13 protein-coding genes are annotated in these 15585 nt (G+C 60.9%); 6 read left to right on the top strand and 7 right to left on the bottom strand.

The features are described 5' to 3' along the window. Positions 1-150 precede the first annotated feature (150 nt). The 6 genes from RFN30_RS31865 to RFN30_RS31840 all read right to left on the bottom strand — a co-directional run bounded on the left by RFN30_RS31865 (position 151) and on the right by RFN30_RS31840 (position 8587). Positions 151-1050 carry a bifunctional methylenetetrahydrofolate dehydrogenase/methenyltetrahydrofolate cyclohydrolase gene (locus RFN30_RS31865; protein ID WP_320265927.1) on the bottom strand — a complete coding sequence of 300 codons (900 nt, stop codon included), beginning with the start codon at positions 1048-1050 and terminating at the stop codon, positions 151-153. A 305-nt stretch (positions 1051-1355) separates the two neighbouring features. Continuing rightward, complete coding sequence (locus RFN30_RS31860; RefSeq protein ID WP_320265926.1) at positions 1356-3065, bottom strand: trimethylamine N-oxide permease; 1710 nt, start codon at positions 3063-3065, stop codon at positions 1356-1358. Positions 3066-3191: 126 nt separating this feature from the next. Continuing rightward, a complete protein-coding gene (locus RFN30_RS31855) occupies positions 3192-3617 on the bottom strand; it encodes a group II truncated hemoglobin (RefSeq protein WP_320265925.1) in 426 nt (141 codons plus the stop codon). Positions 3618-3622: 5 nt separating this feature from the next. Next, complete coding sequence (locus tag RFN30_RS31850; protein ID WP_320265924.1) at positions 3623-5992, bottom strand: trimethylamine N-oxide demethylase; 2370 nt, start codon at positions 5990-5992, stop codon at positions 3623-3625. Positions 5993-6034: 42 nt separating this feature from the next. Continuing rightward, entirely contained in the window at positions 6035-7102 is a 1068-nt protein-coding gene (locus RFN30_RS31845) for a GlxA family transcriptional regulator (RefSeq protein WP_320265923.1), read from the bottom strand. Between the two features lie 141 nt (positions 7103-7243). After that, positions 7244-8587 carry a trimethylamine monooxygenase gene (locus tag RFN30_RS31840; RefSeq protein ID WP_320265922.1) on the bottom strand — a complete coding sequence of 448 codons (1344 nt, stop codon included), beginning with the start codon at positions 8585-8587 and terminating at the stop codon, positions 7244-7246. 164 nt (positions 8588-8751) lie between these two features. Between RFN30_RS31840 and RFN30_RS31835 the strand changes: the two genes are divergently transcribed. After that, entirely contained in the window at positions 8752-10047 is a 1296-nt protein-coding gene (locus RFN30_RS31835) for an ABC transporter substrate-binding protein (protein ID WP_320265921.1), read from the top strand. Between the two features lie 7 nt (positions 10048-10054). Here the strand turns inward: RFN30_RS31835 and RFN30_RS31830 are convergent, their stop codons facing one another. Next, on the bottom strand, positions 10055-10984 hold the full coding sequence (locus RFN30_RS31830; RefSeq protein ID WP_320265920.1) for a FadR/GntR family transcriptional regulator: 930 nt from the start codon (positions 10982-10984) through the stop codon (positions 10055-10057). A 96-nt stretch (positions 10985-11080) separates the two neighbouring features. Here RFN30_RS31830 and RFN30_RS31825 point away from each other — a divergent pair, with 96 nt between their 5' ends. The 5 genes from RFN30_RS31825 to RFN30_RS31805 form a co-directional block, all read left to right on the top strand. Then, positions 11081-12214 carry an aminomethyl transferase family protein gene (locus RFN30_RS31825; protein WP_320265919.1) on the top strand — a complete coding sequence of 378 codons (1134 nt, stop codon included), beginning with the start codon at positions 11081-11083 and terminating at the stop codon, positions 12212-12214. Between the two features lie 71 nt (positions 12215-12285). Then, positions 12286-12888, top strand: a complete 603-nt coding sequence (locus tag RFN30_RS31820; RefSeq protein WP_320265918.1) for a dimethylamine monooxygenase subunit DmmA family protein — start codon at positions 12286-12288, stop codon at positions 12886-12888. Then, positions 12885-13850, top strand: a complete 966-nt coding sequence (locus RFN30_RS31815; RefSeq protein ID WP_320265917.1) for a PDR/VanB family oxidoreductase — start codon at positions 12885-12887, stop codon at positions 13848-13850. Before RFN30_RS31820 ends, RFN30_RS31815 begins: the two co-directional genes overlap by 4 nt. Positions 13851-13866: 16 nt before the next feature. Then, positions 13867-14907, top strand: a complete 1041-nt coding sequence (locus RFN30_RS31810; protein ID WP_320265916.1) for a heme-dependent oxidative N-demethylase family protein — start codon at positions 13867-13869, stop codon at positions 14905-14907. 140 nt (positions 14908-15047) lie between these two features. Further along, positions 15048-15585, top strand: a 538-nt coding sequence (locus RFN30_RS31805; RefSeq protein WP_320265915.1) for a hypothetical protein, incomplete at its 3' end; no start/stop codon positions are given.

The raw sequence follows: 15585 nt of genomic DNA, 5'->3' as shown, positions 1-15585 counted from the left end.
GCAGCAGATGCTCGTTGGGGATGCCGATCTTGGCGCCGATCTCCTGGATCGGTTTCTTCTTGGCTGCACGCGCTATTTCAATATCGGTTTTGAATTCGGCCATGGTCATTTGCCTCGAAGATTGGGTTGTCGGAAATGCATGCTGTGGTTCTAGAACTGTGGCCTCGGCAGGTTGCTGGCGAGGTAGGCTGAGGTCAGCGTGTTGGCCATCAGAAGCGCGATCGTCATTGGACCGACGCCGCCGGGCACGGGTGTGATCGCGCCGGCATGGTCCGCCGCCTCGGCGTAGGCGACGTCGCCTACCAGGCGGTTCTTGCCATTGCCCTTCTCCGGCGCGGCGATCCGGTTGATGCCCACGTCGATCACAGTGGTGCCTGGCTTCACCCACTCACCCCTGATCATTTCCGGCCGGCCCACCGCCGCCACGAGGATGTCAGCGCCACGACAAAGCTCGGGCAGATTCTTCGTCCGGCTATGGGCAACGGTGACGGTCGCGTTCGCGGCAAGCAGAAGGTTCGCCATCGGCTTGCCAACGATGTTGGAGCGGCCGACGACGACTGCATTGAGACCAGAAAGGTCCTTGCCATGCACGCGCTCGATCAGCAGCATCGAGCCGGCCGGTGTGCAGGGTACGAAAGCCGTATCGAGCTCACCGGTGCCAAGCTTGCCGACATTGACAAAGTGGAAGCCGTCGACGTCCTTCTCCGGCGCAATCGCCTGGATGACCTTGCCCGCATCGATGTGATCCGGAAGCGGCAACTGCACCAGAATGCCATGGATCGCACGGTCATGATTCATGATATCGATAAGATCGATCAGGTAGGCTTCGCTGGTGTCCGCGGGCAGCGTATGTTGCAGCGAATTGAAGCCGCATTCCTTCGCTGTACGCGACTTCGCGGCCACATAGACCTGGCTTGCCGGATCCTCCCCGACGATGATGACCGCAAGACCAGGCGTCACATTCTTTGCAGCAGCCAGGTCGCTGCTCGCGCTTGTGACCTTTGCGATCACATCGGCGGCAACAGCCTTGCCATCGATCACTTCAGCCATCGCCTCTCTCCGCTCTTGAGAATGAAATACGGCGTCGCTTTGCCGTCGAACTTTGAAAATCGAGTTGCAAAACCTTGCAATTATTTGGGTTGAAAGTCAACTATAAGGAAAAAAAAATTCATACGAAGAAAAAGAAATTTGCGCCTCTGTCTGCCTCGATCAGTTGGCGGGCAGCTACGCCGGGCCTTTCATGGATCCAAAAAAGTCACCGCCCGGCCTTGCAGGCGGTGACCAAGCAACCGCGGTTCAACGCGGCCGGGAGGAGGGAACGTTTCCCGGTTCAAAGATGATCGGGCTGTCGCCGATCACAGTACGAAGATCCGGTTGGCGATCAGCACCACGATAATGCCAGCCACCAGCGTCGCGTAAGGCAAGATTCCGGCCTTCTTGGCTCTGAGATCGGTGGCCTTCATGCCGAGATCGTCCAGCATGTGATCGGGGAACTTGCCGCCGTCCTGAATGTAGTGCCGGAAGCAGAATACCGGGAGGATCAGTGCCGCGGTTATCAGGCCGGCCCACAGCGCCATCGGATTCCAGACCTTGGCACCGGCACCCATGAAGATGGCGTTGACATAGGCGAATATCGCCCCGATCCCCAGCAGCCATGTCGGCGCCTTCCAGGGCCGCTCGATATGGCCGTTGTCGATCCGGTGGATCCAGCCGGCGTTGAGGTTGAGGAAGTTGAAGATGATATAGCCGCAGTTCGACACCGCGAGGATGAAGAAGAAGCTGGTCGCGTCGGCCGAGGCGATGGCCAGCACGATAAGGTTGAAGCAAAGGTCGGTCCACATCGCCCGGGTAGGCGCGCCGTGCTCGTTGACATGGCTCAGATAGCGCGGCAGCCAACCATCGACGGAGCCTTGGTAGAGCGTGCGCGAGGAGCCGGCCATTGCCGTCATGATGCAGAGCACCAGCGCCAGGATCATCAGCATCACCAGCAGGCTGTGGATCAGGTTACCGCCGCCGACCATGCCGGCCAACGCGTCGGCGACGCCCGAGCCATCCACGATTGGCGTTGCCAGCATGCCGTTGAGGCCAAGCACGCCCTGGAAGGTGAAAGGCACCAGGATGAACAGAAGCATGCAGAGCAGGCCGGAATAGAAGATCGCCTTGAAGGTGTCGGTGCCGGGGTTCTTGAACTCCGACGTGTAGCAGACGGCGGTCTCGAAGCCATAGGTCGACCATGCCGCGATGAACATGCCGCCGAGCGCCAGCGTCCATCCGGCGATGTTCCATGAGCCTGGATCGGGCGCGTAGGCGGCGGCCAGCGGGACCAGAGGCGAGAAATTCGCCCAGTCGATCTGGCCGGTGAAGATCGGCACGACACCGACGATCAGCATCGGGATGATGACGAGCAGGCCGATATACTTCTGCACGCTGGCGGTGCCCAGGATGCCGCGATGCTGGATGGCGAAGATGATCAGCATCAGCAGCGCGCCGATGAAGAAGGTCGCGTTCAATGAGAAACTGACAGGCCCAAGCGTGTGGCTGAAGAGCGACCAGGTGCGGATCGCAGGCGTTGCGGCAGCCGTCACCGCTGCGATGGCGTCGGCCGCGCTCGTCCCGGCGTGGGTCCCGATGTAGGCAACCACCTGCGGAGAGGTCTCGGTGAAGACCGGAACCGGCGCCAGCGCATTGAGGATGTAGGCAGCGGCGATGGAACAGCCGAGCGAAAGAACCGGCGACCAGGCGAACCAGTTGCACCACACCGACAACGGCGCGATGAACTTCGAATAACGCAGCCAGGCGGTTGCGCCATAGACCGAAGCGCCGCCGGACTTGTTGGGAAACAGACCGGCGATTTCGGCATATGTGAACGACTGCAGGAAACCCATGATCATGGACACGGTCCAGATCACGAAGGCCAGCTTGCCAGTCGTTCCAGCGATGCCGCCGATCGAGAACAGAACGAGGGCGGGGACGCCGCTTGCCACCCAGAAGGCGCCTCGCCAGTCAATGCTTCTGTGTAACTGCCCCGCGGCTGTCTCCGCGTAAGTGTCCGAAAAAGCGCTCATAGCTTTTTATCCCATTGTTTGAGGTTGAGTGTTCCTGCGTTCCGGCTTCGCTTTGCCGGTTATTTTCTTTCCTGCCAGGCTTGGTTTTTTCACTTCAATAAAGGTTGTTGACGATCCTCGATGTCGTCAAGCGTTTCCCACCCCCCATTCTCCCAGATCATTGACCAGCGTCAGTGCGACACGGCGGAATGCCAGGCGCATCTTGTCTACATGCGGGCCTGAAAGCTGCATTTCGGCGATGGCTCGATCCATGAGAGCCAGCCAGTCCTCGGCGTCGCCCGTCGAGATCGGCACATGCGCGTGCATGAGACGGACGTCCATGTGCCCGTGCTTTTCCAGATAGTGACGACGCCCGCCGAGAAAGCCGCACAGAAAGTTGAACTGCTCTTCGCGGGCATGGTTGACGCCGTGTCCGCGAAAATGCAGTCGCAGCAACGGCTCTCCGCGGGGATCGGTCTCGATCAGGTCGTAGAAGCAGTCGACCAGACCGCGCAAAGCCGTTTCGCCGCCGATCTGCGCAAGAAGAGTTTCCTTGGCTGCTACTGGTTCCATATGCGTCAGGACTGCGGACGGGTTTTCTTGGGATCATAATGCGATAGCGGGACGATCGTGGCCGGCAGCCGCTTCTGGTGGCCATCGAGCTTGCCGATCTCGACCTGAATGCCGACATCGGCATGGACCACGTCGATGCGCGCCAACGCAATGTTCTTGCCGAGGATCGGCGAACGCGTCGACGATGTGACCTCGCCGATCTGCGCGCGCCCAAGGTGGATGCAGTCGCCATGGCCGACCGCGACGGCCCCTTCGATGTCGAGCCCGACCATCTTGCGCGATGGATGCTCCTTGCGCCGGATCAGCGCGTCGCGCCCGATGAAATCGTCGGGCTTGGACTTGAGCGGCACGGTGAAGCCGATGCCCGCCTCGAACGGGTCGGTCTGATCGGAGAAATCATAGCCGGCGAAGATCAATCCGGCCTCGATCCGAACCATATCGAGGGCGGCCAGGCCCATGGGCGTCAATCCGTGTGCCGGCCCCTCAGCCCAGATCGCGTCGAAGACCTCGCCCGCGTGCTTGGGATGGCACCAGACCTCGTAGCCCAACTCGCCCGTGTAGCCGGTACGCGACAGCACGACAGGCAGGCCCTGGTCATCACCGATGCGGCCAACGGTGAAACGGAACCAGCCGAGTTCGACCGACGGCTGATGCGGCGGCGTCCAGATCACCTTCTTCAGCAGCTCACGGCTTTCCGGTCCTTGCACGGCAATGTTGTGCAACTGGTCGGTGGAACTGCGGACCAGGGCGTTGAGGCCGAGCTTTTCCGCCTGTTCGCGCAGCCATATGCCCGAATACTCGTCGCCGCCGACCCATCGGAAATTGTCCTGACCGAGACGGAACAACGTGCCGTCGTCAATCATTCCGCCATGCTCGTAGCACATGGCGGTATAAACGATCTGGCCGACCGCCAGCTTCTTCACGTCACGCGTCAGCGTGTACTGGAGCAGGGCTTCCGAATCCGGTCCCGTCACCTCGAACTTGCGCAGGGCGGAAAGGTCCATCAGCACCGACTTCTGCCGGCAAGCCCAGTACTCCTCGATCGGCCCGGCTTCCGCGTAGCTGTTGGCCAGCCAGTAGCCGCGATACTCCACGAAGTTGCGGGTCAGCTTGGACAGGCGGTCGTGAAACCCGGTTTCCTTGGTCATCTTCGGCTCCGAATCGGGAGTGGCGCGGATCGCCACGGCGCGTTGGAATTTCTCCGCCCCTGAATAGGTGCGCACATGGATGTCGGTCGGATTCCAGCCATTGGCCGCCGTCGTGTCGTCAGGGCAGGCGGAGTTGACGCAGACGAGGTCGGTCAGCGCCCGCAAGAGCACGTAGTCGCCCGGCCGCGACCACGGCTCGTCGGCATACATGACGCCATGCGCGTCGACTCCGGTATTGAAGAAGAAGTTGGCCGCCATCCAGCCGCCGCGCGGACCGACGCCGTATGAGCCGAGCGCCTTGTTGAAGTTTTCCGTGCAGTTGATATGGCCGGGATAGCCGATATCGTCATAATATTTCGCATAGCACGCCAGCGAGAAGGCGTCGTGGCGACCGCAAGTGTCCTGCACGACCTCGACCAGCGGCAGGAAGTCCTGATCGTAGTACTTCGAATGCAGGCCAGGTAGCGGATAGGCATGACCCATCGCGCTGCGCGTGGTGGTGACGTCGAGCGGATGCTCCTTTCCGTTGTCCAATTTGCGTGCCGAGAAGCACTGGAAATCGGTGCACTGGCGTCCGTCGACATCGATGATCTGAATGTAGTCCCCGGCTTTGACGAAATAGGCCTCTGCCGTCGACGAGTGTACGCGAAGGTCGAGAACCGGATCGGCAAGCGGATCTGGCAAATCCCGGGAAGTCTCACGCAAGCGCACCGTCGCGCGCCGCACAAGGACGGTCAGCGGCGTCGCTGTCCTCTGGTCGTCCGGCGCCATGTCGGTTCCCGGCGCGGCGATGACGAGCCAGCCGCCGCGCTGGACGGTCAGCTCGACTTTGGTCTTCGGTGGTGTTGTCGCTTCGAAGAAGCGAATCCCGCCAGCCGCGGCGAGGTCGATGCCACGGATATCCAGCGCCTTGCGCAGCCGCTGCAGGCTGCGGTCCTGACTGGTCAGCAGCGCCTTCAAACCAGCAGCACCCGAGTTCGGACCATGGCCGACCATGCCGGCGTCAATGCGGCCCGACGCGTCGGCCACGACGACCTCGCAGATCTGGCCGCCCTCATCATTCGTTACGGTGATGCTGTCGCCTGCCGCAATGTCGATCAACATCGCTCCGGCGCCGCTGACGATGTAGCGCTCGGTGCCGGCCGGCAAGGTCAATCCTGCGGGACGGATGATGCGGGTCGCCTGCGGCGGTCCACCGCGGACGGGAGGGTAGATCGTGTTCAGCATCGTTACCTCCTCGCTGAGGCTGGGGCTCAGCCGCTTCGTCGGCTACGCGGTCATCGACAACCTGTGTTGGGATACTTCGGTGCAGTTCAGTCCCAGCAGCGCCGGGTCCATCAGATCGGCTTGCCCGCACGCACGGGCGGCCAATCGTGTCTGATGCGGAGCGCATCCGTAGGCTTCGCGATAGACTTTGGAAAAGTGCGACGGCGAGATAAAACCGCAGGCCACCGCAACTTCCACGACCGGCAAGTTGGTGCTCACAAGAAGCAGCTGCGCCCGCTCCAGGCGCAGTTCCATGTAGTATCGGTTCGGGGAGCGCCCCAACTCTCTGTCGAAAAGCCTCTCGATCTGCCGGCGCGATATTCCGCTTAACGCGACAAGATCGTCGACCGGCATAGGATCATCCAAGCTTGCCTCCATCAGGCCAATGACCTTCATCACTGCCTTGTGGTTGAGCTTGACACGAGAATGGAGGGGCAGGCGCTGTCGCTCCCCGGCTGAACGCATTCGGTATGCGATGGCTTTTTCGCAGACGCGGTTGACGATGACCGAGCCATGGTCACGTTCCACCAGGTTCAGGAACATGTCGAAGGGCGCGTCCCCACCCGAGCAGGTATGCAGATCTCCGTCATGCTCAAAGGCGGTCTGGGTGGACTCTATCCCCGGAAACTGCTCGCAGAACAACGGAAGCTGCTCCCAGTGAACGGCGCACCGACGCCCGTCCGCCAATCCAGCCCGTGCGACAACGACGGTGCCACTGCCGATGCAAACGAGGGGAATACGGCGCATGCGGCATTCCCTTAGCCAGGCATCGAGTTGCCTGTTCGGGCGCGGGATGGCGCTGCCGCCACAAATCACCGCGGCTGATGTTGAGTTTGATTTTTGGGTTCTCTCGCGCTCATCTCTCAACGTGGAGTCGATGCCGACGGTCATTCGGCAGCTCGACATCACGGGTTGCCCGTCTTCGGATATGACTTGCCAGCTGTAGGCGTTTTTCCCGATTGCTTCGTTGGCCAACCGCAGCACTTCTACCGCGCAAGAGAACGCCTGAAGCGAGAAGCCAGGCAAGAGGTAGAAACTGAACGACCTTTGCGCGGTCTGTGTAGTCAGCATCCTGGCTCCTCCTCGTTTTTGCCCTGCTCAGCGTGCCGCTGAACAGGGCCCGTCTCGTCATCTGCCCGGAACTGCTTCCAACGCGGCAAGGGAAGTGAACGGTCCGTAGGGCTTCTGGAAAAGTCGCTGGGCAACGCGAGCTCAGTTGCGCAGATAACTCTGCATTGTATCGTCCAGCGCGTCTTTCCACGGCGTGTGATGCTGCGGCGCCATGGTACCGGTCATGACCGATTTGTAGCTGTTGTTGCGGAACCCCATGATGTCCTTGATCTTGTGCTTCTTCCATTGGAAGAAAGCTTCGTCTGCACCGTCGACATCAAAGCTTGGATAGTCGGTCTCGGCGATCAGCTCCTTGATATAGCTGCCCTGGTAGCGGATCGCGTCATAGCTGTCCTCTCCGGCATCCTCGGCCGCCACCCGCTTCTCGACGTCGGCGATCAGCTCGTTCTTGGATGCAGGCAGCTTGATCCTGCCGAGGATAACGTCGCGCGCCCACCAGGCCTGCGCATCGAACATGTTGAAGGTATACCACTGGTCCTGCATGCCGAGATAAAACAGCGCCGGATTGTGGACGTAGACGACGCCCTTGTAGAGGTCAGCCGTGGCCAACCTGTTCGCGGTGCGCAGCCGCAAGTCGTCCGACATGAACGGGAAATGGTGCTTGTAGCCTGTACATAGGATGATCGCGTTGACGGTCGCCGTCGAGCCATCCTTGAAGGTTGCGACGTTACCCTCGACCTTGGTCAGCAGAGGCACCTCTTTCCAGTTGGCCGGCCATTTGAAGCCCATCGCCTCCGTGCGGTGGCTGACCGTGACCGACTTGCAACCGTACTTCCAGCACTGGGAACCGATATCCTCGGCCGAGTAGCTGGTTCCGATGATCAGTATGTCCTGACCGACGAATTCTCGTGCGTCGCGGAAGTCGTGAGCATGCAGGATCCGGCCATTGAATGTCTCGAAACCGGGGAATTCCGGCACGTTCGGAGTCGAGAAATGGCCCGACGCGACGATCACGTGGTCGAACTCTTCCGAGTAGGATCGGTCATGGGGAAGATCGTGCACACGCACGGTGAACTTGCGGGTCTCAGCGCTCCAGGTCACATACCTGACAACGGTGGAAAAACGGATCCACGGGCGGACGCCGGCCTTATTCACGCGCCCTTCGATGTAGTCGAACAACACGGCCCGGGGCGGATAGGAGGCAATCTGCTTGCCGAAGTGCTCCTCGAAGGAGTAGTCGGCGAATTCCAGACCTTCCTTCGGACCGTTGGACCAGAGATAGCGATACATCGAGCCATGCACCGGCTCGCCAAATTCGTCCAGGCCAGTGCGCCAGGTGTAGTTCCACAACCCTCCCCAATTCTTCTGCTTTTCGAAGCAGACGATCTCGGGAATCTCTGCGCCTTTCTGCGCCGCGGACGCAAAGGCGCGCAACTGAGCTAAGCCGGACGGGCCCGCACCGATGACGGCAATCCGTTTCTTCATCATGATTCTCCCATTTGGTCTGAACCGGTTTTTGCTGGATTGGTTCTTTTGGTTCAAACCAGTTATGATCGAAACGGAAAACTTGTCAACTAATATTCATGGAAGGAAAATGAATTTGCGCCGGAATTGGCCTCGGTCTAAAAACGGCCGGTAAGGAGCGTGCCATGAATGCCGCCAGCCTAGTGCAACGACTTGCAGTGAACGCCCAGGTCAAACGGCTGGGCGTCGGCGCGCAACGAGTGGTCAAAGTAGGCTTTCTCGGGCCGCTCAGCGGGCCTGTCAGCTCTTGGGGGCTGCCGGGACTGAACGGCTGCCGCATCTGGGTGGACTGGATCAATCGCACCGGCGGAATGCTCATCGGCGGGACGCGGCACAACGTCCAACTGTTGGCCGAGGACTGCGGCTATGAACCCGATCGGGCGGCGGTAGGGGCTCGGCGCCTCGTGCAGGATCACGGGGTAGGGCTGCTGATGATGCACGGAGGCGACACGTTTCGTCCGGTCCAGGACTATCTCATGTCGCGCAAGATCCTGACCTCGACGCTCCTGCCGAGCGATCTTTCGCCCGACACGCCGTACCTGATCGCCCCCAGCGAGATCCACCCCCTCTACAACGTCACGGCAGTCGAATGGCTTGCACGCAACCGCCCCGACCTGCGCCGCGTGGCGATGTGCAGCCAGACGGATGCGCTGGGCCTGCCTTCGCTGGCTACCTATCGAGCTGCCTTTGCGGCTGAGGGGATCGCGTCGGTGGGCGAGATCCGCTACGCGCCGGAGGCCACGAACGCCGACGAAATTCTGCGCGCAATGCTGGTCGGCAATCCCGACATTTTGTGTTGGTGCACGAGCTATGAGCCAATGGTTCACGCGCTGACCGAAGCTGCTTTCCGGTCGGGATTTCGGGGGCAGATCATCTCTTGCACTGCCGACTATTATCGGCGGCTGGTCGACCGGACATCGGTCGATTTCATGGAGGGCTTTCTGTTCCAGTTCCCGGACTTCGACGATCCGGAGCTTCGCGACAAGGCCTTCTTCTTCAATCGTCCAGCCGAGTTCTTCGCGGAGTACAACCGGCGTTTCCCGGACAGCTGGAGCGCGGTTTCCTGGGAATACGTTGCCACGCTCGACCTTTGGCATGCGGCGGTCGAGAAAGCCGGAACGGCAGCGCCTGTCTCCGTTCTCGCAGCGATGAAGCATGGCGGGCTCGGCGAACATGCGTTCGGGATGGCGCAATGGGCGGGCTCGGAACTATTCGGGAATGACAACGCCCTGATCGGCGACTGGCCGGTCGTACGCATTACGAATGGCCAGGCGCGTATCGTAGCCTTTGGGTCGGTGCCGGCTTGGCTGCAGAGGCACGGCGCCCGGTTGCGCGACGAAATGCGCGCGCTTGGGCTGATGTGGGATCAGCGCCATTCGAGCGCCTCTGGAGAGCTGCGCATCGCTGCCGGATTGGACTGACCGAGGCTCAGTCTTCCTGCAGAAGCAGCTTTTGCTCCTCAATCAATAGCAGCTTGGTGAATTCGACCGCGCTCTCGATATCGCGGGCGATGATCGCATTGAGCAGCGTGTTGTAGCGGCGCTGGTAGTCCTGTATTCGCCTGGGTGTCAGATGCCGCCGGTTGAGGGCGGCGCGGAAGCTCTGGCGGCGAGCCTGGAGCAACAGATCGTAGCACGACGTCAGTAGCGGATTTCCCGCGCCGCGGGCTACCTGACGGTGGAATTCATCCTCGAGCCGGGCGAACTCCGCTGCTTCGGTTTGAACCCCTTCCATGGCGGACAAGGTCTCGCTCAGTCCCTCAATGGCGCGCGGCGACATGTTGATGATGGCGAGTCTCATCATGTCGGGTTCGATTATTCCGCGCATCACCAGGAGGTCGAGCGGGCTCGTCTCGGCAGCAACACCTCCGGTCGCGTCATCCGGGGCTGCCTGACCCTTCACGAAGCTGCCGCTCCCGGCACGCCGGCGTATGAAGCCATGTTTCTCAAGTATGTCCAGCGCTTCGCGAACCGTGTTGCGGGCGACGCCAAGTTCACTGGCCAATGTCCGCTCCGAGGGCAGTCGCTCGTCGGTGGTGTATTGCTGAGAGCTTATTCGCGCCAGCAGCGTGTCCACCACGACACGAACCGTGGCGGTGATTGAATGATCCGCGATTAGTGCCAAGGCAGCCTCATGTTTCGATGACATCGGCGATGTTCCTTTCGACATCCGAAAGTTCGCATCCATTTGCGATGGTTCTGGTTGGCCACGCAAGCCACGGCCGATGACCGCGCCCTTCTGGCGGTCGGCTGATCCTGATCGCCAATCTGGCGTTTCGCCGTCTGTTTCGCGCGAGCGCCTCGCTTTCCATTTCGGTTGGCCTTCGGCTCTTCCTTGCCGCGATGTCCGATCGGTCATTTTTGCTCTCAGGTAAAAAATTTTAACGGGAGTATTGATTTCAAGAACCAGTTCTCGCAAACTGGTTCAATAATTGGTATAAAAAAGGGGAATGCAATGACCAATTCCTGGAGATTTTCGACGCTCGCCGATCGCCATCGCGCGCTTGGTTCGAGTCTTGAAGATTGGAGCGGCATGGGCACCGCCTGGCAGTATGCGGGCGACCCGGAGCGCGAATATCTGGCGATCCGCACCAAGGCAGGCCTCATGGACGTTTCCGGCTTGAAGAAGGTGCACCTGAACGGCCCTGCGGCAACCCACGTCATCGACCGCGCCACGACCCGCAACGCCGAAAAGATCATGCCCGGCCGTTCGGTCTACGCCACAATGCTGAACGACGCCGGCAAGTTCATCGACGACTGCGTCATCTACCGCATGGGGCCGAACAGCTGGATGGTCGTGCACGGCTCCGGCGGCGCCCATGAACAGCTCACGATGGCGGCTACCGGGCGCGACGTCGCCATCCGCTTCGATGACAATCTCCACGACCTGTCGCTGCAAGGGCCGCTTGCCGTCGACTACCTGCAGAAGCATGTGGAAGGCATCCGGAACCTGAACTACTTCAGCCATATGCACACCTCGCTCTTCGGTCTGCCGGTGACGATTTCGCGCACTGGCTACACAGGCGAGCGCGGCTACGAGATCTTCTGTCGCGGCCAGGACGCTCCCGCGATTTGGGACCGGATCCTGGAGGAGGGCGCGGGCATGGGCATTATCCCCTGCCGGTTCACGACGCTCGATCTGCTGCGGGCCGAAAGCTATCTGTTGTTCTTCCCTTACGACAATTCGGAAAAATATCCGTTCGAGAACGAGGGTCCCGGCGACACGCTGTGGGAACTCGGGCTCGACTTCACCGTCTCGCCCGGCAAGGTGGGTTTCCGCGGCGCCGAGGAACATTATCGGCTGACGGGCAAGGAGCGCTTCAAGATCTATGGCGTCAAGCTCGAGGGCACGACGCCGGCCGAGGAAGGCGCGCCGTTGCTGAAGGACGGCAAAAAGGTCGGCGTGGTGACGATTGGCATGTACTCCAGTCTCAACGAGCACAATATCGGCATTGCCCGCATGCCGGTGGATTGCGCGGTCGACGGAGTGAAGATGACCGTTCGCAATTCGACCGGCGAAATTCCCTGCGTCGCCCACTCGATGCCATTCTTTGATGCGGAAAAGAAACGTCGCACCGCCAAGGGATAGGTCGCGGTGAGAGGTCGCAAACGGGATTCAAGCCCGCAAACCAACCAAAACGGAGCCGAGGGTCAAAGTCAGTGTTAGAAGGCTCGATCCCAAGCCGCCCGGTCTACGGTGTGCTGGAGGTGCGGCCAGGGCGGCTGCACCTGTTGGTCGCCGATGCCGAAGGTGCCGAGGCCGTCCTCGATTTGGCCGCCGCCGCTGCGCCCTCCGATTTCTTCGCCCGGGCTCACATCATCTACCTGCCCAAGAAATCGGGGGACAAGTTCGTCGCCAGGCTGGAGCAGCTCGCCCCTGCCCAACTCTATGTCGGGCCGAGCTATGAGGCCGCGCTTCCACGGCTGAGGCGGGTGCTGGCCGGGGCGCATATGGGCCTGCAGGTTTATCTGGCGGGAACTGAAGGGCTGGTGGGGCAGGCGATGTTCGAGGCCACGGAGGCCGGCATCCCGCATTCCGCCATCCAGACGGAACATCGCGGCTCGACCGCGCGCCGTGTGCAGTGCGTGCATTGCAAGGGTATCACCGAAGACGTGACGCACGATCCTTTCCAGTGCGCCCATTGCGGGCTGCATCTGTTCGTGCGCGATCACTATTCGCGCCGCATCGCTGCCTTCCAAGGCGTGCGCGTGGACGCGGAAGACCCCGGCAATATTCCGGAATCGGTGGAGCGGTTCAGATGAGTGCAGGCGCCGCGAAAATACCCGTGAGGGTGGCTGAGGTCACGCCGGTCAACGAGCTCGTCACCCGGTTCAGGTTCGTGCGCCGTGACGGCGGCCTGATGCCTACGTTCTCGGGCGGTGCGCATACGGTCGTGGAGATGAACGACCAGGATCGCGTGCGCCGCAATCCCTACTCGCTCATGAGCGATCCCGCCGACCGGGAGGGCTATTCGATCTCGATCCGCCGCGACGACAACGGAAGAGGCGGTTCGTTGTTCATGCACCGGCAGGTAAGGCCGGGGATGGAAATGGTCATCTCCAACCCGGTCAATCTCTTCGCGCTGGATTTGCGGGCGCGAAAACACCTGTTGCTTGCCGGAGGCATCGGCATCACGCCGTTCCTGGCGCAGATCAGGCAACTAAGCGCCATGAATGGCAACTTCGAACTGCACTACTCCGTGCGGACAGCGTCCCTTGGCTCCTACGCGGGCGAGCTTGTGGCCAACTATCGCTCTCGCGTCCATCTCTATCATGACGACCGGGGCGAGCAGATCGACCTGCCGGCGCTGCTCGACGGGCAGCCGCTCGGCACCCATGTCTATGTCTGCGGCCCCAAAGGCATGATCGCCTGGGTGCGCAAGACCGCGACGGCGCTCGGATGGCCGCGCGAGGCGGTCCATCACGAAGAATTCCTTGCACCTGCCTCAGGCAAGCCCTTCGAGGTGATGCTGGCGCGCTCGAACAAGACGATCCAGGTCGGCGAACATCAAAGCCTGCTCGAAGCGATCGAAGCAGCCGGCGTCGAGGCGCCATATCTGTGCCGCGGCGGAGCCTGCGGTCAGTGCGAGACGGACGTCCTCGAGTATGAGGGAAGGTTCCTGCACAAGGACCATTGGCTGACGCCGACGCAATGTGCCAGCGGCACCAAGATCATGCCTTGCGTATCACGCTTCGAAGGCAAGACGCTGGTGTTGGATCGATAGCGAGGAGGACGCTGCGATGACTATCATCTTCAAGGAAGAAACCTTCCACGACGATTTCACTTTCCGCAACTCGCCGGAGGCGGTCAAGCGCTTCCCTTTCCCGTTCCCCGAGGACAGCTACATGTACTCGGTGAACCTGGAGCCGCATAAATCATACCGCCCGGGCAGCGTCTACGAGCGGACCTTCGACGTCGATGAGCACTACGTCTCAGAGATGCGCGACCGTGTCCGCGTCCTTGCCGAAGATCCGTTGCGCTGCCAGTCGCTGCCGCACATGACCTTGGCCGGCTGGGACCTGCTCGAGCTGATCATGACCTCGAAGGCGGAAGAATATCCGGAGCTTTTCGAGCTGCACCGCGACGGCGCCAAATGGCACTGGATCAACCGTCCGCTGGGGATTGAACAGAAATTCACTTTCCTCGATGAGACCACATTGCCCTGTGGTCCGATGGAGTACATCACGCGGCAGACCCAGGGCGACTTTGCGGTGCTCGACCAGCGCGACGACAACCTGTGGATGGACGCCGGCATGGTGACGACCCAGGCCGACTGGAGCCTTGATTTCGACATCGGCATGAACTTCTTCGAGTGGCACGCCCCGGTGCCGAAAGCGCATGAGATGGGCATCTTCCAGCGCGCCTTGAAGTTCCTCCTGAACGTGCAGCAGGGCTCGCCGGCGCGGCGCCTGAACTGGACGATGACCGTCAATCCCCTGCTCGATACAAGCCCCGAAAACTATCACAAATGGGGCGTGATGAAGAAAGATCTGACGCTCGAGAACATGGGGCAAATGATGCATTTGCGCGTTGAGCTTCAGACCTTCTTCCGTCTGCCTCGCTCGAATGCCCTGGTGTTTCCGATCCGCTGCTACCTCATCAAGCTCGACGAACTGGTGACGGTGCCGAAATGGGCCAGGCGCTTCCATCGCGTCATCCGCGACCTGCCGACCGAGCTTGCGACCTACAAGGGCTTTGTCACCAATCGGCCCAAGATCGTGGAATGGCTGTCGCGATATGACGACGGCGCTCCGACGTCGCCGGGCATTTGGCCGGACTGAACAAGCCGTGTCCACCGGCGGCCGAGATACGGAAGCCGGTGAGTTCGCTGCTCCCATGAAGCCGCGTGGCGGACGTCACGCGGCTTAAAGCGCGTCGCGCTGAAATGGATTCAGGCGACGCGCTTTAAGTCTTTGTTTTGATGCATGTCGTCTTCCCAAAACCGCTGCGCACTTTTGGGCGATGCATTAACGACGTCCTGCCCATTCTCTGCCAGGAAGATCGAGCCCGCTACTTGGCTGGCCGTATCCTGCTCCAGCCGCTTTGGATTCCCACCACGTTGTCTGCCGAACCTGGCGCTGCGGTATGCAGTCGCAAGCTCGTATCCGGCGCCAAAGAATGGTTTCGGTTCGCGCCGAACAGGCTTCCAGCGAAGATGGCCTGTCAGCGCCCAGGCAATGATTTCAAGGGGTTCGTTTCGATTGCCTGGAGTTCATCATCCGGCCGGGTAGGCAAAAACCTATCCGGCCAACAGGCCATTTCTATCCGGGCAGGTGTTGTTGGTAGCCGGCCATCGATCGATGCTCCTTTCATGACAAGAGCGGGTCAGCCGCATGTCGAGGAGGATTTCATGGCCGGTTATACCCATCTCTTCATCCCAGGACCCACCAACATCCCGGAAGAGGTCCGGCAGGCCATGAACCTGCCGATGGAGGACATGCGCGCCGCTTCCTTCCCCA

This window comes from Mesorhizobium dulcispinae (assembly GCF_033977345.1).
In the GTDB taxonomy this organism is placed as follows: domain Bacteria; phylum Pseudomonadota; class Alphaproteobacteria; order Rhizobiales; family Rhizobiaceae; genus Mesorhizobium; species Mesorhizobium dulcispinae.
Note: the sequence above shows the minus strand (reverse complement) of the source record. Positions and strands in the feature narration are given on the sequence as shown.